This is a genomic window from Salipiger sp. CCB-MM3, assembly GCF_001687105.1.
Taxonomy (GTDB): Bacteria; Pseudomonadota; Alphaproteobacteria; order Rhodobacterales; family Rhodobacteraceae; genus Salipiger.
The window spans coordinates 707,590-730,575 of the sequence record NZ_CP014596.1 but is presented as its reverse complement, the minus strand read 5'-3'; the positions used below and the strand labels follow the sequence as shown (position 1 = coordinate 730,575).

The following is a 22,986-nucleotide window of genomic DNA, read 5'->3' as shown; positions in this document are numbered from 1 at the left end:
AGACCGCTCACGCCTCCGCCAGCGCGCAACAGCGCGGGAAGGACGCCGCGAAGGTCGCGCCGTGGCCCAGCCCTTTCAGCACCTCCAGTTGCACGCGCAGGTCGGGCCGCTGCGCCAACCGCTCGGCCATCGCCATCGTGTCGGGATTGGGCCGCGGCTCGGGCAGATCGGGCGTTCCCGAGCGGTGCTCATTGTCGCCGAGCATCATGAGAACCTCCGCCCTGCCACGCTCCAATTGCGGCGCCTCGGCGGCCATCGCCTGCAATGCGCCTCCGCCGAAGCCGGTGGATGGGCTGATCGGCATGTAGGCGCGGAAAGCCCCGGGCGCAGACAGCAGCGTCGCCAGCGCGAAAACACCGCCATAGGAGTGCCCCCACAAAGAGCGCCGCGCCGGATCGAGCGGGGCATGCGCCGCAAGCGCCGCGGCCAGCGGCCCCAGCAGGCGGGCGCGGAACGCCGCCTGCCCGCCAAACTCCCAATCTCGCCCGCGGCCATGTTTTGGCGTCTCGAGAGGTGTGGGCGTGTAGTCCCGGGCGCGCGCCGCGCCGTCGAAACCTTCTTCGATGGGATATCCGATGCCGACCACCGCCAGCCCCGGATGCGCTGTCAGCTGCGCCGCGCTCAAGCGGCTGAAGGCGGCGTTGCCGTCGAGCATCCACAGCGAGGGCCAGCCACCCGAGGGCGCCGCGCCGCGCGGCGCCGCGATGAACAGGCGATATCCCAGCCCTTCGGCGGTGACGTCAAATTGTGCAAGCGCGTGGCTGTTTGGCGGCGCGTCGAAAAGCGGAAAGCTGACCGGGGGCTGCCGCCGCTGCGCCAGCGCGGGGGTCGCAGCGAGCCCCGCAAGGGCGGTCAATGATGTGGTAAAGCGTCTGCGGCTGAGGTCCATGCGCCATCTCCTGAACGATCCGGGAAGGGTCGGGCTGGCGTGGGCTGGCTCCTTTACCTGCGATGTAGCCGGGCGCGGACGGCGTTGCAATGCGCTGGCGCAGCGGCGCTCTGCAGCTTCAGTCCATATGGCGCAGGAAGAGCGCCGCGCCGCGCGGCGCCTGCATGGCCCAGTCCATCTGCGCCTCGGTCTCCACCGCGCAGGGCCGCAGGTGGCGCAGCCGTGCCAGCGCCTCGTCCGGGGCCTCGCCCGCCTCGATCATCAGCCGCAGCGCCACCATCCCCGAGCGGCCGCAGCCACCGCGGCAATGCACCAGCACGCGCCCGCCCCCCGCCAGCGCCCGCAGCACCTGCGCGCTGACCTCCGGCCAGCGGGCGCGCATGCCCTCGGGCGGCGTGCCGAAGTCGGGGATCGGCAGATGCACCCAGCGCGTGCCGTGATCCTGCACCTGCGTGCCGAGCAGGCCCGCGCCCGCGGCCTGCAGTTCGGCCTCGGTGACGAGGGTGATCACCATCGCCGGGCGCCATTCGGTCACATGCGCCACATCCCCCGGCAAATTGCCCCCCGCCCCCGGCATCGGCGAGATGGCAAGGATGCCCTCCGAGACCGGGAGCGCGTAGATGATCATCGGCTCAGATGTCATCGCTCGAGAATGTGTCGCAGGCCGCGATGTTCCCGGCCTCATAGCCGCGCGCGAACCAGCCCGAGCGCTGCGCGCTGGTGCCATGGGTGAACGTATGCGGCTGCGGCACCCGCCCGGCGCGCTTCTGCAACAGATCGTCGCCGATCATCCGCGCGGCGTTCAGCGCCTCCTCCACGTCGCCCGGCTCGAGGATGCCATCCACATGGCTGCCCCAGACCCCCGACAGGCAGTCGGCCTGCAACTCCAGCCGCACGGTCAGCGCTTTGGCCTGCACCTCACTGGCCCGTTGGCGCAGCTTTTCGACCTCGGGCAGGATCCCCAGAAGGTTCTGCACATGGTGCGCCACCTCATGGGCGATCACATAGGCGGCGGCGAAATCGCCCTCGGCGCCAAGCCGCTGTTCCATCGTGGCGAAAAACTCGGTGTCGAGATAGGCCTGCTGATCCAGCGGGCAGTAGAACGGCCCGGTGGCCCCGCTTGCACCGCCGCAGGGCGAGGCGGTCTGGCCCGAGAACAGCACCAACACCGGCGGGCGGTAGTCGATCCCCGCCTGCTCTGGCAGAACCTGTCCCCAGACCTGCTCGGTGGTGGCGAGCACCTGCGCGGCAAACTCCCCGGCCAGCTGTTCCTGCGGCGTAAGCTCGCGCGGTTCGGACGAGGTCTGCATCGTGCTGTCGTTGAGCAGCGGCGTGACGTCGACACCGGCGAAATAGCCGATCGCCAGAACCACGAGCAGCGCAATACCGCCAAGCCCGCCGCCTACGGCAACGCGCCCGCCGCCGGACCGGCGGCGGTCTTCGACATTGCTGCTGCGGCGCACACCTCTCAGTCGCATGATAAAATTCCTTGTATGAAAAAATGCCTGCCGGCAGCGCCGATGATAGGCGCTGCCGGGGCTTTAGGGAACAAATTTCCCGCATATGGCGAGCCCTAAAGGCCGACCTTTCAGTTCAGACGAGCTGCCCGGGATGCGCCTCGGCCCACGCGGCCAGCGCCGCAGCCAGATCGCTCCGCCCGACCATCGCCAGCGCCTTGCGCGGCAGCGCGACGCCATGGTCCAGCAGCAGCGTCAGGCAGGCGAGGTGATCCCGTCCCGGCCCTTCCGGCGCATGGTCCGCACCATGCAGCAGCGCGCCGAGCAGCGTGCCGCCGTGGTGGTTCACATGGCCGAGGTCGGGCCGCAGCGACAGGAAATAGCCAAGCAGCTCTGGGTGACCGCCCCATGCCGCGGCCTGAACCGGCGGCACACCATCCAGCGCATCCGGCGCGTCATAGGGCAGGCCAAGCGCAACCAACGCCTTGATCTGTCCCAGCCGCTCCGGACGGTCCGCCAGATCGCGCATCAGCCCGTCATAGGCGGGCGGCAGCGCGGCAGGGTCGATGAAGGCACCGGGGGTGGTGCGCCCCTGCGCCGCCTCAGCCATCAACGCCTCTTCGCGAGACAGCGGCCTTTGCAGCCCGCGCGCCTCCAGCGCCTCGGCCAAGGGCGCGCAGCCCATCACCCGCGCATAGGCGTAGGGCGTGCTCCAGCGCCACTCGCGCGCCGGATCGGCCCCCGCCTCCAGCAGCAGATCGATCATCCGGCGGTCGCAGCCGCGCCGCGCGCCGTGGTGCAGGGCCGGGATCGGCGCGGCGGTGTCATTCGGGTCGGCCCCATGCGCAAGCAACAGCTGCACCGCCCCGTGGTCGTGAAAATCCAGCGCCCGCAGCAGCGCGTTTGTGCCCCGAGGATCGGCACCATGGTCCAGCAGCAGCGCCAGCCCTTCGCCGCCCCCCGGCTCCACCGAGTGATAGAGCGACTCGCCATCATTGGCCGAGGCCCCCTGCTCCAGCAGCCAGCCCGCCAATTCGATGTTCCGCCCGTGGCAGAGCGCCCCGTAGAGCGCCGAATGGCGTGCGCCGCCCGGCACTTCTTCGGCATCGTTGACATCGGCACCCTGAGCGACCAGCAGCCGGGCGATCTGCAGCGCGGCAGCCTTGGCCTCGGGCTGGCGCGTCTGCCAGCGTGAAAAGGCCAGATGCAGCAGCGCGCTGCGCGGACCGAAACGCGCGGTCGCCAAGTCCGGGCGCCCCGCCAGTGCCGCCTCGACAGAGGGCAGATCGCACAGCGCGCACTTCAGGCCGAAATGCCCCTCCGCAAGGTCCGGCGTCTCGGCCAACAGCCTCTCCACCACCGGCATCTGCCCGTGATAGAGCGCGATCTTCAGCCGCTGGATACGCGCCGCGCGGTCCAGCCCTTGGGTTTCCGCCGCAAGCTTGAGCTTGGGCCAGCTTTCAAAGCCGCGCTCACGCGCCACGACCTGCAGGAAATCGGCGCGTTTGAGCAGCCGGTCGTCGCCGCGCGGCGGTGCGTCGCGCAACCGTTCGCGCGCGGCGCGGTCGCCCGCTTCATAGGATTTATGCAGGCGGCGCGCCTCGCGGCGCAGATCGTCGATGGATGGGGTCGGCCCAGAAAAGGGGTCGGGAAAGAGCATGCCGGTGTCCTCCGTCATCGCCCGATGGTCCGCTGGTCCGGGCAGGAGTGAAACCGAATGATTTGAGATCGGCTCGCAAAGGCAGGTGCGGGCGCTTTCCGCGGACCGGGCGGCCCCCTGCCGGCGGGCCTGCCGCGGTCATAGCAGAGCGGTGGGGTTTGGGGAAGTGGGCACTACGGGCGGCAAGTTTGGGTGGCAAAGGACTGTGCAAGGAACTGTGGCGCGGGTCCGACGGATCGCGGCCTTGTGGACGCCCATCCCCGACGGCCCGCTTTACCTCCTCCCTCCCCCGCCTTACCTTGGCCGCGACCGAAGGAGCGCCACGGATTCCATGACTGACGACAGCCCCAAGTATCAGGTTCTCGCCCGCAAGTACCGCCCCGAGACCTTTGCCGATCTCGTCGGGCAGGATGCCATGGTGCGCACCCTGAAAAACGCCTTCAAGGCCGACCGCATCGCGCAGGCCTTCATCATGACCGGCATCCGCGGCACCGGGAAGACCACCACCGCCCGGATCATCGCCAAGGGCATGAACTGCGTCGGCCCCGACGGCACCGGCGGCCCCACCACAGAGCCCTGCGGCCAGTGCGAGCATTGCCGCGCGATCATGGAAGGCCGCCATGTGGACGTGCTGGAGATGGACGCGGCCTCCAACACCGGCGTCGGCGACATCCGCGAGATCATCGACAGCGTGCACTACCGGGCGGCCTCGGCGCGCTACAAGATTTACATTATCGACGAGGTGCACATGCTCTCGAACAGCGCGTTCAACGCGCTGCTCAAGACGCTGGAAGAGCCGCCCGCGCATGTGAAATTCATCTTCGCCACCACCGAGATCCGCAAGGTGCCGGTGACGGTGCTCTCGCGCTGCCAGCGGTTCGATCTGCGCCGCATCGAGCCCGAGGTGATGATCGACCTGCTCCGCAAGATCGCCAGCCGTGAAAGCGCCGAGATCACCGATGATGCGCTGGCGCTGATCACCCGTGCCGCCGAAGGCTCGGCGCGCGACGCCACGTCCCTGCTCGATCAGGCGATCAGCCACGGCGCGGGCGAGACCACCGCCGATCAGGTCCGCGCCATGCTCGGCCTCGCCGACCGTGGCCGCGTGATGGATCTCTTCGAGAAGATCATGCATGGCGACGCGCCGGGCGCGCTGACCGAACTGTCCGAGCAATATGCCGAAGGCGCCGACCCGATGGCGGTGCTGCGCGATCTGGCAGAGCTGACCCATTGGATCTCGGTGGTGAAGATCACCCCCGAGGCCGCCGAGGACCCCACCGTCGGCCCCGACGAGCGCGCCCGCGGCGCGGCGCTGGCGCAAAACCTCGGGATGCGCCCGCTCACCCGCATGTGGCAAATGCTGCTGAAAGCGCTCGAAGAGGTGGCGCAGGCGCCCAACGCGATGATGGCTGCCGAGATGGCGGTGATCCGGCTGACCCATGTGGCCGAGTTGCCTTCGCCCGAGGAACTGCTGCGCAAGCTGCAGGACACGCCCCCGCCGCCGCCTCCGGGCCCCGGCGGTGGTGGCTATGCCCATGCGCCCGCGGGCGGCTCTCCCGCGCAGGGCGGCAGCACGCAGGCCTATGGCAGCGCGGCGCAGCCCACCCATCCCGGCCCCGCCGGCCCCAGTGCGATTTCCGGCGCAATGTCGGGTGCGATGTCCGGCGCCATGTCTGGCACGAGTTACGGCAACGCCGTCCCCGCCGTGGCCCAGAACAATGCACTCGCCCGCTATCCCACCTTCGAGCATGTGCTCGAGCTGATCCGCGCCAACCGCGACGTGAAGCTGCTGGTCGAGGTCGAGGGCGGCGTGCGCCTTGCCGCCTATCAGCCGGGGCGCATCGAGTTCACCCCCGCCGCCAAGGCGTCGCCCGATCTGGCGCAGCGGCTCGGCACCGCGCTGCAGCGCTTCACCGGGGCGCGCTGGGGGGTCTCGCTGGTCAATGGCTGCGAGACGCCGACCATTGTCGAGAAACGCGATGCCGCCGAGCTGGCGCTGCGCGCGGAGGCCGAGCAGCACCCGCTGGTGCAAGCCGCCATTGCCGCCTTCCCCAAGGCCAAAATCGTCGAGATCCGCACCCCGGAGGCCGAGCAGCAGCAGGCCGCCGTCGAGGCTCTGCCCGAGGTCGAGGACGAATGGGATCCCTTCGAGGAAGACTGAGCCGGGAACATCCGCGGCGCTTCCGGGTTTGACCTTTGTCACACCCGGAGGACCCGCGATGAATTTCGACACCAGCAAAGCCACTGACCTCGCCCATAAGGCCAGCCTGCCCGCTCTACGCGCGCGCGTGAACGACGCGCTGCCCGCCAGCCGCCGCGAGCGCCTTGCCCCGATGCTCTTTGCCGGCGGCCTGCTGGCGATTGGCGCGGCTCTGCTGAAGGCCAAGCCGCGCATCGGCCATGTGCCCGAGCCGCGCCAGTTCGGCGACCTGCCGCGCCGCTCGAAGGCCCGCCGCGCGGCGCTCACCAGTCGTGATCACGTGGCCGCCTTCGCGCCCACCAATGTCACCGACTCGCTCGGTCGCTCGCTGATGATCGGCGGCGCCGCGCTGCTGCTCACCCGGCTGCTCGACGAGGCCGCGGGCCGCGACGGCAAGTAAGGATCGGCGCCCGCCACGCCGGTTGCCAAGATGCTTTCATCTTTCCGCAAATACTCACGGCGCGATGTCTCGAGCCCGCGCCCGCCCTTCATTGTTCCGCAAATACGCAAGCCCCGCCCTTGTCGCCTGCCGGTGTCATCCGTATCTAGAGAACCAAGCCTCAGACAGGAGAGATCAGATGTTCAAAGGATTGGGCGGTCTTGGCGATATGACCAAGATGATGAAGGCCGCGCAGGAGATGCAGGGCAAGATGGCCGAGCTGCAGGAAGGCCTGCACACCACGATGGTCACCGGCGAATCTGGCGCGGGCCTCGTCAAGGCGACCGCCACCGCCAAGGGCGAGCTCAAGGGGCTCGACATCGATCCCTCGATCTTCAACAGCGACGACAAGGAAGTGGTCGAGGACCTCATCCTTGCCGCGGTCAAGGACGCGCAAGCCAAGGCGCAGGAGCGCGCCGAGCAGGAGATGCGCAAGCTCACCGAAGAGATGGGCCTGCCCGCCGACATGAAGATGCCGTTCTAAGGCGCCTGCCGCAGGCTCCGCGTCTGGCCGGACAGAGTGGAGCGCCGCAAGGCGCTTTGCGATATCCATCAGATGCGGGCCGCGGCACAGAAGGTCCCTCCCCCATGCCCGACCGCAGCGAGATCGACGCGCTGATCGAGATGATGGCCCGCCTGCCAGGCCTCGGGCCGCGTTCGGCGCGGCGCACGGTGTTGCATCTCATCCGCAAACGCGAGCTGCAGCTGACGCCGCTGGCCGAGCTGATGAGCCGGGTCGCCGCCACCGCCCGCGAGTGCCTCAACTGCGGCAATGTCGGCACCGAAGAGATCTGCCCGATCTGCGCCGACGAGCGCCGCGGCAACGGCCAGCTTTGCGTGGTCGAGGACGTGGGCGATCTTTGGGCCATGGAGCGCGGCGGCAGCTTCAAGGGGCGCTATCACGTGCTGGGTGGCACGCTCTCGGCGCTCGACCGCGTCGGCCCCGAGGAGCTGCGCATCCCGCAGCTTGTGGCGCGGGTGGAGAGCGAAGGGATTACCGAGGTGATCCTCGCGCTCAACGCCACCGTCGATGGACAGACCACCGCCCATTACATCGCCGACCAGCTTGAGACCCGCGTCGCGCTCAGCTCGCTGGCGCAGGGCGTGCCGATCGGTGGCGAGCTCGATTATCTCGACGACGGCACGATCACCGCAGCGCTCAACGCCCGTCGCAAGCTCTGAGTGCCTGCCCACCCCAGCGTAACGCGTCTGTGAAAGCTGCCATCTGGGCGGGCGCCCGCTTTGGCGCTACAGCGCTGCCATGACCCGCGCATCCTCCCTCCCGCTCGCCCTTCCCCTCGCTTTCGTCTCCAGCCTCATGCTCGCCCTGCCCGCCGCACAGGCGCAGGAAACCGCCTCGCTGTCGCAGATGGACCTGCTGTCGCGCGAGATCGGCCTTGGCATCGGCCATAGCGCGCTCGATGCGCAGCAGCCCGGCGCGTTCACCTCGGGCTATGCCGCCGGTGGCAGCACCAACCCCGACGATGCGCAGGGCTCGGATTACAACAGTCGTGGCGCCGTGCTGGGCTATGGGTTCGGCAGCAGCCTGTCGGCCTTCATGGGCTACGCGCAGGGCGCTTCGGAGGTGGATGGCGATCTTGGCGAGGCGCGCATCCGTTCGTATTTCCTTGGTGCGGGCTATGCCGGGGCGACGCATGGCGTCTACTATGCTGCGGCGCTCTACATGGGGCGCACGCACAACAAGCTGTCCAGCCCGTCCTCGGTCAGCGGCAGCACCGACCACAATGGCCGCCTGCTGGGGCTGAGCCTGCGCGGCGAGACGATGCTGAAACAGGGCGAAGCACCGGGCACCGGCATCGACCTCGTGGTGTCCGGCGACGTGCTGCGCCATGCCACAGGCAATTACACGCTGCACCACATCGATGCAGAGGTGGAGAACCGCGTCACCTATGCCACCTCGATGCGCCTTGAGATGGGCGCGCCGATGCGGGCCAAGGGCGGCCTGCTGCGCCCCTACGCTGCCTATGTGGTGAACGGCGGCGACCAGCCAGACCTCGATTTCGCCGCGGGCGGCAGCCTTGGCGCCACCGATCTGCTGAGCGAGGATCAAGTGGCCGTCGGGCTTGGCTTCGAGGGCGGCTGCGGCTTTGGCGCGCGCATCGAGGCGGCCTCGGACTTCGACGGCACCGAGGCGCTGAACGCGCGGCTCACCTATCGCTTCTGAGCCGCGCCGGGTGCTTACGCCAAGGCTTCGGCGGCGCCCCCTTCCCGGTCCTGCACCCGTGCCACCGCGTAGTCCGAGGCCTCCGCCGCCGCGTCGACAGCGCCGCAGCCTTCCAGCCATTCGCCCAGGCGGAACCAGCCCGCAGCCCAGCCCGGCACGATCTGCATCACGCCCATCAGCACCTCGACCGCACCGGCCATATCGCCGAGATGCGCGAGTGTCTCGGCAAAGCCCGCGCGGCGCTCGGCCGCGGGATCACCACAGGGAAAAGCGGTTCCCAGCATCACTTGTCTGTTCCAAGGGGCCCGCTCATTTGCCGGAAATGGCCACGCGGCGGGCGACACGCTGCACCTCTGAAGGGTGCATCGCCGCGGGCGATACGCCTCGGACAAGGCGGCGTCAATCGCTGCCGTGAGGGCCGCGCGACCGCCCACCACCGCAAAAGAAAAGGCCCGCCGCAATCACTTGCGGCGGGCCTTTCAAAATCCTCGCGAGACGCGGATCAGCCGCGCGGGTCCTCGCTGTCATCCTCGTCGTCGTCATCGTTCGACGGCAGGTTGAAGAAACTGTCGGCATCCGAGAAATCGCTCGGGCCCTTGTCTTCTTCCTCGTCGTCCTCGCCGCGCGGATCGGAGAGCGTGAAGGTCTCGAGACCTTCGATCGCCGAGGGCAGGCGCGGCTCGGCGTCCATGCCGAGGCTCTGCTCGGTCGACACCAGCTTGCGGCGCTCGTCGTCGGTCATCACCTCGTCGCGGTTCTTCGCGGCCTTGGCAACGGCGGCATCAAGCTCGGACTGGCGGCACAGACCCAGAGCAACCGGGTCGATCGGCTGCATGTTCTGGATGTTCCAGTGAGTGCGCTCGCGGATCGACTGGATCGTCGGCTTGGTGGTGCCCACCAGCTTGGAGATCTGGCCGTCGGTCAGCTCGGGGTGGAACTTCACCAGCCACAGGATCGCGTTCGGACGGTCCTGACGCTTCGACAGCGGGGTGTAGCGCGGGCCACGGCGCTTGTCTTCGTCGACAGCGGCGGGGTTGTACTTCAGCTTCAGCTTGGCGAGCGGATTCTTCTCGGCTTTGTCGATGTCGATCTGCTCGATCTGGTTGTTGGCGACCGGGTCAAAGCCCTTCACGCCGCCGGCCACGTCACCGTCGGCGATGCCTTGGATTTCCAGTTCGTGCATGCCGGTGAAATCGGCAATCTGCTTGAAAGTCAGGGTGGTGTTGTCGACGAGCCAGACAGCGGTCGCCTTGGGATGCAGCAGTTTTGCCATGGGTCATCTCCTACGTAAATCTTCTCCCCTCCCCCAAGGCGTTGGCCTCGGGAGGTCCCGGATTACTTCTCCAGGACGGGTTTCCGTTGTCGGGGAACTTCGGGCCTATATAGTCGCGCGCAACCCAAGAGGAAAGAGAAAATGCGTGCCCTGCTGATCCTGCTCGCCTGTGCCGTTCTCGCCGGAGCCGCCAGCCCCGCCCGTGCGGATGGCGAACGCGCGGGCCGTTTCGACTATTACGTGCTGTCGCTGAGCTGGTCGCCGACGTGGTGCGCGCTCGAGGGCGAAGCGCGCAACTCACCGCAATGCGACCGCGCGCTTGGCTGGGTGCTGCACGGGCTCTGGCCGCAATACGAGCGCGGCTACCCCTCTTATTGCGACACATCGGTGCGCGCCCCGAGCCGCGCCGAGACCGCTGCCATGGCCGACATCATGGGCACGCCCGGTCTGGCTTGGTACCAGTGGAAAAAGCACGGGTCCTGCGCCGGGCTGCCCGCCGAGGCGTATTTCGCCCTCGCCCGCCGCGCTTATGAGGCGGTCAAACGTCCCGAGGTTCTGCGGCGTCTGGAAGATCCGGTCACCCTGCCCGCGCAGGTGATCGAAGAGGCATTCCTGAAGGCCAACCCGGGGCTGGAGCCCGACATGCTGACCATCACCTGCCAAGCGGGGCGCATCCAAGAAGCGCGGCTGTGCCTGTCAAAAGACCTCGATCCCGTGCCCTGCGGCCGCGATGTCGTTAAGGATTGCAGCCTGAAGGACGCTTTGCTCGACCCGATCCGCTAAAGCCGGACGCGGGCCAAAAAAAACCAGAGGGCGGGCCGGGAATACTGCGATCAAATGCTTGCCAGCATACAGAAAACGGAAACGACCGTCAGTAAGACCCACCCTCTGGCGCGGCCCATACATGCTTCCGCTCCGGGCCACGTGGCCAGTCAAATCCTGCCGGAATTAAGAAAAGGTTAACAAAACCGCCCCCTGCCCATTAATGGACATTATTTTTCTCGAAGGCGGCGGATTGGCCGAAATTCCATCGCTTGGTCCCCGTCAGTCGAAGCGATAGCCAAAGCGCGCGATGTCTTCGGCACAGCTTTCCGCAACATGCTGCGCCAGCTGATCCGAGTAGTAACCGCGATAGTCGCGCCGCCGGTCCGAGGCATTGTCCCACGGCAGATCGAGCGCGAAGCCCAGATGCGCCTCGAAGGGCGCGAGGTCCTCGCCAAGATGCTCCAGCCGTATCCAGATATCGCCGCGATCGGTGCCCGCCGCGTCGCGCAGATAGCGCGAGCTGGGCCAGCCGCGCAGGCTGGCGCTGGTCTGCGGATGCAGCAGGAACGCCGGGAAGTCCAAGCCCTGCGCCAGCGCCACCGCCGGATGCGCGAACGCCTGCGTCTGCAGCCAGTGATAATAGCTCACCATCCGGTCCCACGGATTGCGCACCAGCGCAACGCGCCGCATCTGGGCGATCTCTTCCGGGGTCACGATGCCGTCGATATCGGCCAGCGTGGAATGCTTCCAGAGCCGCCCGCGCGCCACCAGCCCGCGCAGCCGCCCGCGGCGTTTCTGCGCCTTCGGCGTGTCGCCGATCAGGATATCGTCGCGATGCGCCCGCGCCTCCAGCGCCCGCGCCAGAGAGGTGCCCCCGGTCTTGGGGATATGCACGAAAATATAGCCACGGCCACGCGAGATGATCATGCCCCGACCCTAGCGCCGCCCGCCGCGCAGGACCATTCGCAAGCGCCCCTCACAGCGCGTCTTTTTCGCCACCGTGGCCGCGCCGCCTGCGCTTGCGAAGGCCTTGGCGCGCGCAGGCGATTGCCCCTGAGCGGGGAGCTTGGTAATCAGATGCGAACCCGAGGCTGAGCAGCCCCGAGACGGCCCAGAGAAAGCCCGCGAGAAAAACCTTTTGAGAAGACCGCGCCCGAGACCGCCCCACGCATGACCGCCCTCAAGGAGTATCAACGCCTCGAAGCCACCGCGCTTTGGCGGCCCGAGCCAGAGGCTCAGCGGCGCGAGGTGATCCTGTCGATGGGCGATGCCACGCTGACCGTGTCGGATATCTCCGGGCGGGCGCTGTCGCATTGGTCGATGGCCGCTGTGGTGCGCGCCAACAAGGGCCGCTCTCCGGCGCTCTACCACCCCGATGGCGATCCCGGCGAGACGCTGGAGCTGGCCGAGGACGAGGCGACGATGATTGACGCCATCGACCGGGTGCTGCGTGACATCGAACGGCGCCGCCCGAAACCCGGCAAGCTGCGGCTGCGGTTGATCGGCGGCGTGGCGGTTCTGGTGCTGGCCGGTGCGCTGCTGTGGCTGCCCGGCGCTTTGCTCAACCATGCCGAACGCGTGGTGCCCCGCGCCAAGCGGGTCGAGATCGGTCAGGCGCTGCTGACGCAGATCGCCCGCGTCTCGGGCCGCCCCTGCACCAGCGCCGAGGCGGCGCGCCCGCTGCGCCATCTGGCCGCACGCGTGCTGGGAGATGCCCGCCGCAACGATCTGGTGGTGCTGCGCGACGGTGTGCGCGACACGGCGCATCTGCCCGGCGGGCTGATCCTCGTCTCTGGCAGTCTGCTCGAAGACTATGAGGACCCGGACGTGGCGGCGGGCTATATCCTCGCCGAGTCGCTGCGCGCCAAGCAGACCGATCCGCTGGGTGAATTGCTGGGTCACGCCGGGCTCTGGCCGAGCCTGCGCCTGCTAACCACCGGCTCGATGCCCGAAGGCGCGCTGGAAAGCTACGCCGAAGACCTGCTGACCCGCCCGCACGCCCCGCTGCCGCAAAACGTGCTGCTCGACGGCTTCGCGAAGATCGAGCTGCGCAGCTCGCCCTACGCCTATGCGCAGGACATCACCGGCGAGAGCGTTCTGGGGCTGGTCGAGGCCGATCCGCGCGCCAAGGAAGGCAGCGCGCCAGTGGTCAGCGACGCCGACTGGGTGCGCCTGCAGGGCATCTGCGGCGGCTGAGCAGGCGGCAAAGCGGCGCTGTTCCCTCCGGCGCTTGGGCAGGGATCCCCGGCGGGTCTTTTTGCGTATTTTTAAAGAGAAGAAGAGGCGGGGCTCAGCGCAGATAGGCCTCGCGGTAGCCGGTGGCGTGGACTTGCGCCAGCGCGCGGCTGGCGGCGCGGGCATCGCTGTAGGGACCGACGCGCAGGCGGCGCATCTCGTCCGAGCCGCGCTGGAGCATCTGCACCGGCAGGCCAGCAGCCTGCAGGCGGCGGCGCGCCTCGGCGGCCTTGTCGCCGGTGGTGAAGGCGCCGATCTCGACAAACTTGGGGCTCGCGGCAGTCGCGGAAGCGCTGTCGGAGGCTGCGGCGGTGAGTGTGGTTGCGCCGCTGCTGCGCGGGGCCTGCACCAGAACAAGATCGGGATCGCCTTCGAAGCGCACGCGCGGCGCGCGCGCCGTCACGCGGGTTCCGGCGGTCGAGGCGCGCGGCACGGTCTGGGTCCAGATGCGCTGGCTGTCATAATAGCCCTCGACGGTCTGCAGCGCGCGATGAGGGTTGAGCCGGTCATCCTCCCACGCCGGGCGGTAGCCCGCGGGCAGCACGGTGCGCTCTGCCGGGCCTTCCTCATAGACGTGGCGCGGCACGATGCGGGTGCTGCCGGGCACCATCAGAGCGCCCTCTTCCCAGCTGCCCCTGCCGCCGCCGTGGTTGTAATAGACGTTCTTGCCCGGTCCGGGCGCCTCGCCGCGGCGCACCTCGGTGACATAGGGTGCGGTCTGCGGGCCACAGCGCACGCGCCGTCCATTGCTTGTGATCTCGCCCGAGAAGCCCGACGGGCAGGCCCCGCCGACCAGCTTGCTGCCGGGGGCCACCGGCGCCGGAGCACGGCTCGGCGCAGGTACGGTGGCAACCACGCGCGGCGCGGGCGCGGCGGGCGGCTTCGAGGCCGGGGCCTTGACCACGGGAGCCGGGGCGCTGGCGGGTTTCGAGGCGACCGTGGCCATGGGCTGCGCCGAGGTGGTGCGGGTGGTGCGGACCGGAGCGGGGGTCGGGGCAGCCGCCGTCGCGACCGGCTTTGCGGCAGGCTTTGTGACCGGCGCGGGTTCGGGGGCCGATTGGGCTGCAGGCGCTTCGACGGTGCGTGTCGCGGTGCGGGCGCTGGCCCCGAGGCTCGGCGCGTAGCCGCAGACCGGATCGCCAGCGCGGCTGACCCGTGGCACCCAGATCACCGCATCATCAAAGCCCGCGCGCACGAAGACACAGCCCTTGCTGTCCACATATTGCGCGGCCTCATAGCTGGCCGGCGGCACCTCCGCCGGCTCGCTGATGGTATCGATCCGCTGCGCCAGCGTGGGCGCGGCGGACAGGGCGCTGAGAGCTAGGGTGGCGGGACCCGCCAGAATGTTGGCCAGCACTTTGAAACGCATGTCGTCCCCCGGAAACTACCCCCTCAGCTTTGCATGAAGCCCCCAAAGCTGTAAAGCGTTGAGAGGGCTTATTTTGTGCCGAACATGCGATCGCCCGCATCCCCTAGTCCCGGAACGATATAGCCCTTCTCGTTGAGCTTCTCGTCCAAGGCCGCGGTGATGATCGGCACATCGGGATGCGCCTCTTCCATCCGCTTGACGCCTTCGGGCGAGGCCAGAAGGCACAGGAAGATGACATTCTTGGCACCCGCCTGCTTCAAAAGGTCGATCGCGGCGACCGAGGAATTGCCCGTGGCCAGCATCGGATCGACGGCGATCACCGTGCGGTCTTCGAGGTTCTTGGGCACCTTGAAGTAATATTGCACCGGCTCGAGCGTTTCCTCGTCGCGGTAGAGCCCGACAAAGCCGACGCGGGCCGCAGGGATCAGCTCGAGAATGCCGTCGAGCAGGCCGTTGCCGGCGCGCAGGATCGACACCAGCGCCAGTTTCTTGCCCTCGATCGTGGGGGCGGCCATCTCGCACATCGGGGTTTCGATCTGCTTGGTGGTCACTGGCAGCTCGCGGGTGACCTCATAGGCCAGCAGCAGGGAAATCTCGCGCAGCAGCTGGCGGAAAGAGGCGGTCGACGTATCCTTCTCGCGCATCAGGGTCAGTTTGTGCTGCACCAGCGGGTGATCGACAACGGTCAGGTGTTTCATGCGCTCTCCAGTCTTTTCAGCAGCGCCTCGCGCGTGTCGGCCGAGCAGAAGGCCGCATTGGCAGAGGTCTTGGCAATCTCGGTGAAGTCCTCTTCCTCCCAACCGAAGGTGCGTGCAAGGTTTTCATACTCCTGCACCATGGTGGAATGAAAAAAGGGTGGATCGTCGGTGGAAATGGTCACCTTGGCGCCGCGCGCGCGCAGCTTCTGGATCGGATGCGCCGAGAGCTTGGGGTAAACGCCAAGCTGGACGTTCGAGCCCGGGCAGACCTCCAGCGTGATGCCCTTTTCGGCGATCAAATCGACCAGCGCCAGATCCTCGATGGCGCGCACCCCATGGCCGATGCGCTCGACCCCAAGATGCTCGATGGCGTTGCGCACCTCTTGCGGGCCGCGCCATTCGCCCGCGTGGGTGGTGAGCCGCAGCCCCGCCTCGCGCGCCATGTCGAAACTATAGGCAAAGTCGCGCTGCTCGCCTTTGTTCTCGTCGCCGCCCATGCCAAAGCCGGTGATCCACTCGCCCGCCGTCTCGGCCGCGCAGAGCGCGGATTTCTTGGCAACCTCCGGCCCGAAGTGGCGCACGCAGGTGACGATGCCGCGCAGGGTGATGCCCATGTCGCGCTCGGCTGCATCCGCCGCTTCCTGCATGGCGTGCAGATACTCGCGCCATGCGCCCAGATCGCCGCCGCCGCAAAAGTCGGGCGAGATGAAGGTCTCGGCGTAGATCACCCCGTTCTGCGCGCATTCCTCTAGCACGGCGCGGGTCAGCCGGGCGTAATCCTCGGGCGATCGGAGCACCGAGGTCGCGGCCTCATAGGTCTGCAGGAAATGCACGAAGTCGCGGTACTCATAGGTGCCATCCTCGGCAAAGACCCCGTCGAGGCGCACCTTCTTTTCCTGCGCCAGCCCGCGGATGAAGGCTGGCGGCGCGGCGCCCTCGATATGCAGGTGCAACTCCACCTTCGGCAGCGCCTTGATCCGGTGCAGGCTCTCCTCGTCGTGGTCTCTGGGGTCTCTCAAAGGAAGCTCCTTCCCGGTCCTTGCGCGGGCACCTCAAGGTGCGCCGCGATGCTGGCTGCCACATCGGCAAATTCGATCCGCCCGATCTGCCCTGCCCCGCGCCCATATACAAGTACCGGAACCCGCTCGCGCGTGTGGTCCGTGCCAACCCACGTAGGGTCATTGCCGTGATCGGCGGTGATCAGCAGCAGATCCCCCTCGCGCAGGCGCGGCAGCAGCCTGCCAAGCTCGGCGTCGAACCATTCGAGCGCGCGGGCGTAGCCAGAGACATCGCGCCGGTGTCCGTAAAGACTGTCAAACTCGACGAAATTGGCGAAGGTGAGCGAGCCCTCCTCGGCGCCGTCAACGAGATCGCCTAGGTGCCGCATGAGCGTGGCGTCATCGCCTTTGCGCAGCTCGTCGATACCCTGCATCGAGAAGATGTCGCCGATCTTGCCCACCGCATAGACGCGCCGCCCGGCCTCCTGCACCCAATTGGTGAGGATCGGCTCGGGCGGGGTGATCGCGTAATCATGCCGGTTGGTCGTGCGCTTGTAGCTGCCGGGGCTGCCGACGAAGGGCCGCGCGATGACCCGGCCGACCTTCATCTGGTGCAGCGTCGGCGCGATTGCCTCGCAAAGCGCCAGCAGGCGATCCAGCCCGAAGCTCTCTTCATGCGCGGCGATCTGAAAGACGCTGTCGGCGGAAGTGTAGCAGATCGGCCAGCCGCTGCGCTGGTGCTCTGCGCCATACTCTTCGAGCATCACCGTGCCCGAGCCGTGGCAATTGCCCAGCGTGCCCGCGACCCCGGCGATCTTGCAGACCTCTGCCAGCAGTTCCGCCGGAAAGACCGGCGCTGCTTCGGGGAAATAGTGCCAGTCCCATGGCACTGGCAGACCCGCCAGTTCCCAATGGCCCGAGGGCGTGTCCTTGCCCTTCGAGCACTCGCTCGCCGCGCCCCAGAGCGCCGAAGGCTCCGCTTCCAGCCCCGGCACCTCGTCGCCGCTCGCCAGACGGGTTGCTGCGCCCAGCCCCAGCGCATCCAACACCGGCACATGCAGCGGACCGCTGCGCCCCTCTTCCGCCCGGCCTGCGGCGCAGGCCTGCGCGATATGCGCCAGCGTGTTGGCTCCCTTGTCGGGGACACCTGCGTTGAAATAACCCGCCGCATCCGGCGCGCCGCCGATGCCCACCGAATCCATCACCACCAGAAATGCCCGCATCAGGCGATCCTTTCCCGCACCATAGGCGCCACGTCCGGCGCATCGCCAAGACGGATCGCCGCCGTCACCGCCGCAGCCGCCGCCTCTGCCGCCGCGCGGCTGGCGGCATGGACCCGCGCCAAGGGCTGCCCCGTCTCGACCCGCTGGCCGAGCCGCAGCACATCCGACAGGCCGACGGCGGGATCGACGCGGTCCGTCTCAACCTCGCGCCCACCGCCAAGATGCACCACGGCAAGCCCCAGCGCCTCACCATCCATCGCCGCAACATGGCCCGTCTCGGGCGCGGGCACATCCAGCACCACCGGCGCTGCCGGAAGCAGATCGCGCCAGTGCTCGACAAAATCCGAAGGCCCGCCCAGCCCCGCGATCATGCGCCCAAAGCGCTCTGCCGCCGCGCCGCTCGTTACGGTCTCGCGCAGGCGCGCCGCGCCGCCCTCGATCCCGGCGCTGGCCAAGAGCTCGGCCCCCAGCGCCACCGACAGATCGAGCAGCGGCCCGCCCGCGCCCTCGGTCAGCACCTGCATGACGCAGCGCACTTCCAGCGCATTGCCAAGCGCATCGGCCAGTGGCTGATCCATATCGGTGATCAGCGCCGTGGTCGGGCAACCCGCCGCATTCGCGGTGCCGACCAGTGAGCGTGCCAGCGCCCGCGCCTCCTCCATGGTCTTCATGAAGGCGCCCGAACCGACTTTCACGTCGAGCACCAAGCCCTCGAGCCCCGCCGCCAGCTTCTTCGACAGGATCGAGGCGGTGATGAGATCGAGGCTCTCCACCGTCGCGCTCACGTCGCGGATGGCGTAGAGCCGCTTGTCGGCGGGCGCGATGCCTTCCGAGGCCGAGACGATGGCGCAGCCGGCCTCGCGCAGCACCCCGCGCAGCCGCTCCTCCGAAGGCGCGGTGTCATAGCCGGGGATCGCCTCGAGCTTGTCGAGCGTGCCGCCGGTATGGCCCAGCCCACGCCCCGAGATCATCGGCACATAGACCCCGCAGGCCGCCAGAATCGGCGCCAGCACGAGGCTGACGCAATCGCCCACGCCGCCGGTGGAATGCTTGTCGAGCACCGGCCCCGGCAGATCCCAGCGCAGCACATGGCCGCTGTCGCGCATCGCCAGCGTCAGCGCCGCGCGCGCCTCCTCCGACAGCCCGCGCAGGCAGACCCCCATGGCAAAGGCCCCGGCCTGCGCATCGCTCACCGCGCCGCTCGCCAGCCCTTCGGCGAACCAGCGCAGCGCTGCGCCAGAGGGCTCTTCTCCGCGTCGCAGTGCCGCGATGACCGTCCGCGCGTCCATCAGGCGCGGTCCATATGCCCCGTGCCGAAGGCGCCGGGCAGCAGTTCACCCACGGTGGTCTCCAGCGTTGCGCCATCGGTGGTGGCCAGCGTCACCTTGGCGTGGGTCTTGCCAAACTCGGCCAGTTTCTGCCGGCAGCCGCCACAGGGCGGCAGCGGGTGTTCGCAATCGGCGATGACATAGGCCTCGACGATCTCCGTCTCGCCCGCCGCGACCATGGCCGCGATCGCCCCGGCCTCGGCGCAGGTGCCCTCGGGATAGGCGACATTCTCGACGTTGCAGCCGGCGTAGATTTTCCCCGAGGGTGCCAGCATCGCCGCCCCCACCTTGAATTTCGAATAGGGAACATAGGCGTTTTCACGCACCGCGCGGGCGGCTTTCTCGAGCGACATATCGCACCTCTTGTGGTCTTTCGCCGCCCATGTTGCGGGCCGCCCGGAGCGATTGCAATCCCCGCGCCTGCCCGCCCCCTTCGTCTAGAGAAAAATATCCCACGGGGGTCCGGGGGTGTGAAACCCCCGGCGGCGCTACAACCCGGTCAGGCCGAACCTTTCGGCAAGGGCGTGCGCGCCTTGTTGTAGTCCGACCAATCCTCGATCTGCGGATACCATTGCCGCCGCCACGCCTTTACTTTGGGGTTCATCACCCGCCGCCAGACCGGAGGCACCATCGCCGCCATGGTCATCACCGGATAGCCGTAGGGCAGCTGCGGCGCCTCGGTCTCGGCGTAGTTCTGCAGCAACGGAAAGCGCCGGTCGGGCTTGTAGTGGTGGTCCGAGTGGCGCTGCAGGTTGATCAGCAGCCAGTTGGTCGCCGTATGCGCCGAGTTCCACGAATGGTGCGGCTTCACGTGCTCGTAGCGCCCGCCCCCGAGGTACTCGCGGGTCAGCGCGTAATGCTCGACGTAATTGGTCAGCTCCAGCTGCCAGATCGCCACGCCCGCCTGCACGAGGAACAGCGCCAGCCCGCCCCAACCGCCGACGATCAGCGCCAGCGCTAGCATGGCAAGCTGCAGCCCGAGATAGAGCCAGAACGGGTTGCGCCGGTGCCACCACGGCAGGCCGCGGCGGGCCAGCAGTTTCTTCTCGGCGCGGAAGGCCGAAACCGGGCATTCGCGCAGCACCCGCGGGTAGTAGCGGTGAAAGCCCTCGTTGTAGCGCGCGGTGACCGGATCGCGCGGCGTGCCGACCCAGACGTGATGCACCAACAGGTGCTCCGAGCGGAAATGCGAATAAAGCACCATGGCCAGCAGCCAGTCCCCGAGCCGCCGCTCGAGGTTGTTGCGCTGGTGCAAAAGCTCATGCGAGTAGACGATCCCCACCGTGCCGGTCATCACCCCGGTGCCGAAGAAGACGCCGAATTTCTCCAAGGTGGTCAGCGCGTCGTTGCCCGAGACGTACCAGATCAGCGCAAACAACGTGACGAATTGCACCGGCGCCCAGAGCATCACGCCGGCGCGGTACCAAAGCAGCGCCCGCTCTTCGGTCTGCGGATCGGCGTTCTCGGTGTTCAGCCCCAGCGCCGCATCCAGCGCCGAGAAGAGATACCATGTGGCCAAGGGCGGCAGCAGCACCCAAAGCCCGCCGTTCAGCGCGCCCAGCCAGACCAGAACAGGCAGGATATAGACCAGCCAGAACGGCGCGGCGGCCGTCCAGCGCGCGAATTTCTCTGCAGCGATCATGCACTCGTCCCCAACGTCTGCCCCAAACATCGCCTCTGGCTGGCGCAGGTCGCGTGCTGAGGGTCTTGCGCCGCAGCTTGTCCCGATCCGGCGGCTCCGGTCAATGCGACCCAAGGGCCGGGGCGGCGTGACGTTGCCGCACAGCCTCAGCCAAAGGGCAGCCTCAGACAGAGGTCGGGGTCAATTGGAGGTCAGGGCGAAGGCCTTGCGCATCACCGTGGGCAGGTCTTCGGGGTCAAACACCTCCGCCTCGACGAAGGCCCCGCGCTCGGGCTGGCGCTCCATCGGCACCAGCGCGGTCTTTACCGTCAGGCGCAGGTGGAAATGGGTGAAGGTGTGACGCGCCTCGGCGTTGAGCGTCTTCCACTCGGCGCGGATCGGCGGCGCGTCGGCGGGTGCCTCCTCGCCCCAATCCGAGCCCGGCCAGCCCAGCATCCCGCCCAAAAGCCCGCTGTCGGGGCGGCGCTCCAGCAGCCACGCGCCATCCACCCGCTTCACCAGATAGGCGATGCCGTGGCGCGTCGGCTTGCGCTTCTTGGGGGCCTTTTTCGGCAGCTCTGCCTGCGTGCCGTGATCCCATGCGGCGCAGGCGGTGCGCCACGGGCAGAGGCCGCAGGCCGGGTTGCGCGGCGTGCAGATGGTGGCACCAAGGTCCATCACCGCCTGCGCATAGTCGCCGGGCCGCTGCTGCGGCGTCAGCGCAGCGGCATATTCCGTCAGCACCGGCTTCGACTGCGGCAGCGGCATATGCTCGTCGTGCAGCCGCGCCATGACCCGCTCGACGTTGCCGTCCACCACCGTCTCGGGCAGATCAAAAGCGATCGCCGCCACCGCCGCGGCGGTATAGGGCCCGACACCGGGCAGCGCGCGCAGCCCGTCGAGGCTTTGCGGAAAGACGCCGCCATGCTGATCCGCCACCACCCGCGCGCACTTCAGCAGGTTGCGGGCGCGGGCGTAATAGCCCAGCCCAGCCCATGCCGCCATCACGTCGGCATCCTCGGCAGCAGCAAGATCGCTGACCATCGGCCAGCGCGATGTAAATGTTTCGAAATAGCTTTTCACCGCCGCCACAGTGGTTTGCTGCAGCATGATCTCGGACATCCACACGCGGTAGGGATCGGGCCGCACGCCTGCCGCATGCGCGGCAGGGCTCACCCGCCACGGCAACTCGCGCGCGTGGCGGTCATACCAGGTGAGCAGATCTTCGGCCCGCGCGCTGTCACGCATGGCTGACATTCCCTTGATCATCGACGACAAAAGCGATTCCTTGCTGGCACGTGAATGCGGGGTCACTAGAATAGGTCCGCAGAGAGGGATTCAAGATGGCACGGCGCAACACCACCACATATGGCTTCGCCAAGACATCGGGGCTGCTGAACGCGCAGATCCGCAAGGCGAGCGAGAGCCGCGGCTTTGCGCAGTCGCGCCTGCTGACCCATTGGGAAGAGATCGTCGGCGCCGATGTGGCCGCCATCGCTCGCCCGGTCGAGGTGAGCTATGGCCGCAAGGCCTTTGGCGCGACGCTGACGCTGCTGACGACCGGTGCCAACGCGCCGCTGCTGGAGATGCAGAAAGAGCAGCTGCGCGACAAGGTCAACGCGCTCTACGGCTACAATGCCATCGCCCGCATCCGCATCACCCAGACCGCCAGCACCGGCTTTGCCGAGGGCCGCGTCGCCTTTGGTCACGCGCAAAAGGTTGATAAGCCAGAGCCCTCTCCCGAGATCAAAGCCGAGGCCCATCAGGTGGCCGGAGACATTCACGACGACGGGCTGCGGCAGGCGCTGGAGCGTCTGGCTGGCAACGTCATTTCGAAATCGCGGCGCTGAACACGCCGTGACAAGGCAACCACAAGAGGACCTTACATGACCCGCATTCTTCCCGTCGCCGCGCTTGCGACCGCCTTCGCCCTTGGTGGCGGCTGGCTGCTCGAGGCGCCCCGCGTCACGCCCACGGGGATCGCCCTGCCCGGCGCGGCCGCTGCACAGGAGGCAAGCAGCGAGGCCAGCTCCGATGAAGCGCCCGAGATCATCGAGATGGTGAAGGGCGATGCCGACGCCCCCGTCGAGATCGTCGAATACGCCTCCTTCACCTGCCCGCATTGCGCGCGCTTCTCGAACGAGGTGCTGCCGCAGATCGAAGAGAACTACATCAAGACCGGCAAGGTCAAACTGGTGTACCGCGATGTCTATTTCGACAAATACGGCATGTGGGCGGCCATGGTCGCACGCTGCGGCGGCCCCGAGAAGTTCTTTGGCATCTCCGACATGATCTATGAGACGCAATCTTCGTGGGTCAAAGCGGGCTCGGATCAGGGCATCGCCGACGAGCTGCGCAAGATCGGCCTGATGGCTGGCATCGGCAAGGACAAGCTCGACGCCTGCATGAACGACGGCGCCAAGCTCAAGGCGCTGGTCGAATGGTATCAGGAAAACGCCACGCGCGACGATATCTCGGCGACGCCTTCGTTCATCATCGACGGCAAGCCCTACTCGAACATGTCCTATGATGACTTCGCCGAAGTGCTCGACGAGCACTATGAAGCGGCGCAGTAACCACCGGGAAAACAACCCGGCAAAGCAACGTGAGGCGCGCCCATCGAGGCGCGCCTTTTTGGTGCCGCGA

24 protein-coding genes are annotated in these 22,986 nt (G+C 67.8%); 9 read left to right on the top strand and 15 right to left on the bottom strand.

Annotated features, from left to right (window positions below; all coding sequences use genetic code 11):
* Positions 1 to 7: 7 nt before the first annotated feature.
* The 4 genes from AYJ57_RS17140 to AYJ57_RS17125 form a co-directional block, all read right to left on the bottom strand.
* Positions 8 to 889 (bottom strand): alpha/beta hydrolase, encoded by an 882-nt coding sequence (locus tag AYJ57_RS17140; RefSeq protein ID WP_066108784.1) that lies wholly within the window; start codon positions 887 to 889, stop codon positions 8 to 10.
* Between the two features lie 118 nt (positions 890 to 1,007).
* Positions 1,008 to 1,517 (bottom strand): protein-tyrosine phosphatase family protein, encoded by a 510-nt coding sequence (locus AYJ57_RS17135; RefSeq protein ID WP_157374221.1) that lies wholly within the window; start codon positions 1,515 to 1,517, stop codon positions 1,008 to 1,010.
* Positions 1,518 to 1,521: 4 nt separating this feature from the next.
* Positions 1,522 to 2,367 (bottom strand): KPN_02809 family neutral zinc metallopeptidase, encoded by an 846-nt coding sequence (gene ypfJ, locus AYJ57_RS17130; RefSeq protein WP_066108779.1) that lies wholly within the window; start codon positions 2,365 to 2,367, stop codon positions 1,522 to 1,524.
* Positions 2,368 to 2,482: 115 nt separating this feature from the next.
* A complete protein-coding gene (locus AYJ57_RS17125; RefSeq protein WP_237220262.1) occupies positions 2,483 to 4,024 on the bottom strand; it encodes an ankyrin repeat domain-containing protein in 1,542 nt (513 codons plus the stop codon).
* Between the two features lie 313 nt (positions 4,025 to 4,337).
* Between AYJ57_RS17125 and AYJ57_RS17120 the strand changes: the two genes are divergently transcribed.
* The 5 genes from AYJ57_RS17120 (at position 4,338) to AYJ57_RS17100 (ending at position 8,830) form a co-directional block, all read left to right on the top strand.
* Positions 4,338 to 6,167 (top strand): DNA polymerase III subunit gamma/tau, encoded by a 1,830-nt coding sequence (locus tag AYJ57_RS17120; protein ID WP_066108776.1) that lies wholly within the window; start codon positions 4,338 to 4,340, stop codon positions 6,165 to 6,167.
* Between the two features lie 58 nt (positions 6,168 to 6,225).
* Positions 6,226 to 6,606 carry a hypothetical protein gene (locus AYJ57_RS17115; RefSeq protein WP_066108770.1) on the top strand — a complete coding sequence of 127 codons (381 nt, stop codon included), beginning with the start codon at positions 6,226 to 6,228 and terminating at the stop codon, positions 6,604 to 6,606.
* Positions 6,607 to 6,784: 178 nt separating this feature from the next.
* Positions 6,785 to 7,129 (top strand): YbaB/EbfC family nucleoid-associated protein, encoded by a 345-nt coding sequence (locus AYJ57_RS17110; RefSeq protein ID WP_066108765.1) that lies wholly within the window; start codon positions 6,785 to 6,787, stop codon positions 7,127 to 7,129.
* Between the two features lie 104 nt (positions 7,130 to 7,233).
* Positions 7,234 to 7,827, top strand: coding sequence for a recombination mediator RecR (recR, locus tag AYJ57_RS17105; protein WP_066108763.1), 594 nt, complete (start codon positions 7,234 to 7,236; stop codon positions 7,825 to 7,827).
* A 79-nt stretch (positions 7,828 to 7,906) separates the two neighbouring features.
* Positions 7,907 to 8,830 (top strand): hypothetical protein, encoded by a 924-nt coding sequence (locus tag AYJ57_RS17100; protein WP_066108760.1) that lies wholly within the window; start codon positions 7,907 to 7,909, stop codon positions 8,828 to 8,830.
* Positions 8,831 to 8,844: 14 nt separating this feature from the next.
* Here AYJ57_RS17100 and AYJ57_RS17095 read toward each other — a convergent pair whose 3' ends face one another.
* The gene (locus AYJ57_RS17095; RefSeq protein WP_066108756.1) at positions 8,845 to 9,114 is read right to left on the bottom strand and encodes a hypothetical protein; all 270 of its coding nucleotides are present in this window, start codon (positions 9,112 to 9,114) and stop codon (positions 8,845 to 8,847) included.
* Between the two features lie 218 nt (positions 9,115 to 9,332).
* The gene (locus AYJ57_RS17090) at positions 9,333 to 10,103 is read right to left on the bottom strand and encodes a DUF1013 domain-containing protein (RefSeq protein WP_066108754.1); all 771 of its coding nucleotides are present in this window, start codon (positions 10,101 to 10,103) and stop codon (positions 9,333 to 9,335) included.
* A gap of 141 nt (positions 10,104 to 10,244) precedes the next feature.
* Between AYJ57_RS17090 and AYJ57_RS17085 the strand changes: the two genes are divergently transcribed.
* On the top strand, positions 10,245 to 10,886 hold the full coding sequence (locus AYJ57_RS17085; protein ID WP_066108752.1) for a ribonuclease T2 family protein: 642 nt from the start codon (positions 10,245 to 10,247) through the stop codon (positions 10,884 to 10,886).
* 261 nt (positions 10,887 to 11,147) lie between these two features.
* Here the strand turns inward: AYJ57_RS17085 and AYJ57_RS17080 are convergent, their stop codons facing one another.
* Entirely contained in the window at positions 11,148 to 11,795 is a 648-nt protein-coding gene (locus tag AYJ57_RS17080) for a sulfotransferase family 2 domain-containing protein (protein ID WP_066108749.1), read from the bottom strand.
* A gap of 243 nt (positions 11,796 to 12,038) precedes the next feature.
* Here AYJ57_RS17080 and AYJ57_RS17075 point away from each other — a divergent pair, with 243 nt between their 5' ends.
* Positions 12,039 to 13,064 carry a hypothetical protein gene (locus AYJ57_RS17075; protein WP_066108746.1) on the top strand — a complete coding sequence of 342 codons (1,026 nt, stop codon included), beginning with the start codon at positions 12,039 to 12,041 and terminating at the stop codon, positions 13,062 to 13,064.
* A 94-nt stretch (positions 13,065 to 13,158) separates the two neighbouring features.
* Here the strand turns inward: AYJ57_RS17075 and AYJ57_RS17070 are convergent, their stop codons facing one another.
* From AYJ57_RS17070 to mutY, 8 genes are all read right to left on the bottom strand, one after another.
* Complete coding sequence (locus tag AYJ57_RS17070; RefSeq protein ID WP_066108743.1) at positions 13,159 to 14,472, bottom strand: SPOR domain-containing protein; 1,314 nt, start codon at positions 14,470 to 14,472, stop codon at positions 13,159 to 13,161.
* Positions 14,473 to 14,540: 68 nt separating this feature from the next.
* A complete protein-coding gene (gene upp, locus AYJ57_RS17065) occupies positions 14,541 to 15,170 on the bottom strand; it encodes a uracil phosphoribosyltransferase (protein ID WP_066108741.1) in 630 nt (209 codons plus the stop codon).
* A complete protein-coding gene (locus AYJ57_RS17060; RefSeq protein ID WP_066108738.1) occupies positions 15,167 to 16,189 on the bottom strand; it encodes an adenosine deaminase in 1,023 nt (340 codons plus the stop codon). Before AYJ57_RS17060 ends, upp begins: the two co-directional genes overlap by 4 nt.
* Positions 16,186 to 17,394, bottom strand: a complete 1,209-nt coding sequence (locus AYJ57_RS17055) for a phosphopentomutase (protein ID WP_066108734.1) — start codon at positions 17,392 to 17,394, stop codon at positions 16,186 to 16,188. The genes AYJ57_RS17060 and AYJ57_RS17055 overlap by 4 nt, the downstream gene beginning before the upstream one ends.
* Entirely contained in the window at positions 17,391 to 18,680 is a 1,290-nt protein-coding gene (locus AYJ57_RS17050; protein ID WP_066108732.1) for a thymidine phosphorylase, read from the bottom strand. Before AYJ57_RS17050 ends, AYJ57_RS17055 begins: the two co-directional genes overlap by 4 nt.
* Positions 18,680 to 19,072 carry a cytidine deaminase gene (locus tag AYJ57_RS17045; RefSeq protein WP_066108729.1) on the bottom strand — a complete coding sequence of 131 codons (393 nt, stop codon included), beginning with the start codon at positions 19,070 to 19,072 and terminating at the stop codon, positions 18,680 to 18,682. The genes AYJ57_RS17050 and AYJ57_RS17045 overlap by 1 nt, the downstream gene beginning before the upstream one ends.
* 146 nt (positions 19,073 to 19,218) lie before the next feature.
* Positions 19,219 to 20,361 (bottom strand): alkane 1-monooxygenase, encoded by a 1,143-nt coding sequence (locus AYJ57_RS17040; protein ID WP_066110426.1) that lies wholly within the window; start codon positions 20,359 to 20,361, stop codon positions 19,219 to 19,221.
* Positions 20,362 to 20,541: 180 nt separating this feature from the next.
* Complete coding sequence (gene mutY / locus AYJ57_RS17035) at positions 20,542 to 21,588, bottom strand: A/G-specific adenine glycosylase (protein WP_066110425.1); 1,047 nt, start codon at positions 21,586 to 21,588, stop codon at positions 20,542 to 20,544.
* A 95-nt stretch (positions 21,589 to 21,683) separates the two neighbouring features.
* On the opposite strand from mutY, the gene AYJ57_RS17030 reads away from it, so the two are divergent.
* Positions 21,684 to 22,190 (top strand): DUF721 domain-containing protein, encoded by a 507-nt coding sequence (locus tag AYJ57_RS17030; protein ID WP_066108726.1) that lies wholly within the window; start codon positions 21,684 to 21,686, stop codon positions 22,188 to 22,190.
* A gap of 36 nt (positions 22,191 to 22,226) precedes the next feature.
* Positions 22,227 to 22,916 (top strand): DsbA family protein, encoded by a 690-nt coding sequence (locus AYJ57_RS17025; RefSeq protein ID WP_066108723.1) that lies wholly within the window; start codon positions 22,227 to 22,229, stop codon positions 22,914 to 22,916.
* The last annotated feature ends 70 nt before the right edge of the window (positions 22,917 to 22,986 follow it).

Excerpts from the sequence above, each read along its gene's own strand:
- AYJ57_RS17140 (WP_066108784.1), bottom strand. The coding sequence starts at position 889 with ATGGACCTCAGCCGCAGACGCTTTACCACATCATTGACCGCCCTTGCG.
- AYJ57_RS17135 (WP_157374221.1), bottom strand. The coding sequence starts at position 1,517 with ATGATCATCTACGCGCTCCCGGTCTCGGAGGGCATCCTTGCCATCTCG.
- ypfJ (WP_066108779.1), bottom strand. The coding sequence starts at position 2,367 with ATGCGACTGAGAGGTGTGCGCCGCAGCAGCAATGTCGAAGACCGCCGC.
- AYJ57_RS17125 (WP_237220262.1), bottom strand. The coding sequence starts at position 4,024 with ATGACGGAGGACACCGGCATGCTCTTTCCCGACCCCTTTTCTGGGCCG.
- AYJ57_RS17120 (WP_066108776.1), top strand. The coding sequence starts at position 4,338 with ATGACTGACGACAGCCCCAAGTATCAGGTTCTCGCCCGCAAGTACCGC.
- AYJ57_RS17115 (WP_066108770.1), top strand. The coding sequence starts at position 6,226 with ATGAATTTCGACACCAGCAAAGCCACTGACCTCGCCCATAAGGCCAGC.
- AYJ57_RS17110 (WP_066108765.1), top strand. The coding sequence starts at position 6,785 with ATGTTCAAAGGATTGGGCGGTCTTGGCGATATGACCAAGATGATGAAG.
- recR (WP_066108763.1), top strand. The coding sequence starts at position 7,234 with ATGCCCGACCGCAGCGAGATCGACGCGCTGATCGAGATGATGGCCCGC.
- AYJ57_RS17100 (WP_066108760.1), top strand. The coding sequence starts at position 7,907 with ATGACCCGCGCATCCTCCCTCCCGCTCGCCCTTCCCCTCGCTTTCGTC.
- AYJ57_RS17095 (WP_066108756.1), bottom strand. The coding sequence starts at position 9,114 with ATGCTGGGAACCGCTTTTCCCTGTGGTGATCCCGCGGCCGAGCGCCGC.
- AYJ57_RS17090 (WP_066108754.1), bottom strand. The coding sequence starts at position 10,103 with ATGGCAAAACTGCTGCATCCCAAGGCGACCGCTGTCTGGCTCGTCGAC.
- AYJ57_RS17085 (WP_066108752.1), top strand. The coding sequence starts at position 10,245 with ATGCGTGCCCTGCTGATCCTGCTCGCCTGTGCCGTTCTCGCCGGAGCC.
- AYJ57_RS17080 (WP_066108749.1), bottom strand. The coding sequence starts at position 11,795 with ATGATCATCTCGCGTGGCCGTGGCTATATTTTCGTGCATATCCCCAAG.
- AYJ57_RS17075 (WP_066108746.1), top strand. The coding sequence starts at position 12,039 with ATGACCGCCCTCAAGGAGTATCAACGCCTCGAAGCCACCGCGCTTTGG.
- AYJ57_RS17070 (WP_066108743.1), bottom strand. The coding sequence starts at position 14,472 with ATGCGTTTCAAAGTGCTGGCCAACATTCTGGCGGGTCCCGCCACCCTA.
- upp (WP_066108741.1), bottom strand. The coding sequence starts at position 15,170 with ATGAAACACCTGACCGTTGTCGATCACCCGCTGGTGCAGCACAAACTG.
- AYJ57_RS17050 (WP_066108732.1), bottom strand. The coding sequence starts at position 18,680 with ATGGACGCGCGGACGGTCATCGCGGCACTGCGACGCGGAGAAGAGCCC.
- AYJ57_RS17045 (WP_066108729.1), bottom strand. The coding sequence starts at position 19,072 with ATGTCGCTCGAGAAAGCCGCCCGCGCGGTGCGTGAAAACGCCTATGTT.
- AYJ57_RS17040 (WP_066110426.1), bottom strand. The coding sequence starts at position 20,361 with ATGATCGCTGCAGAGAAATTCGCGCGCTGGACGGCCGCCGCGCCGTTC.
- mutY (WP_066110425.1), bottom strand. The coding sequence starts at position 21,588 with ATGCGTGACAGCGCGCGGGCCGAAGATCTGCTCACCTGGTATGACCGC.
- AYJ57_RS17030 (WP_066108726.1), top strand. The coding sequence starts at position 21,684 with ATGGCACGGCGCAACACCACCACATATGGCTTCGCCAAGACATCGGGG.
- AYJ57_RS17025 (WP_066108723.1), top strand. The coding sequence starts at position 22,227 with ATGACCCGCATTCTTCCCGTCGCCGCGCTTGCGACCGCCTTCGCCCTT.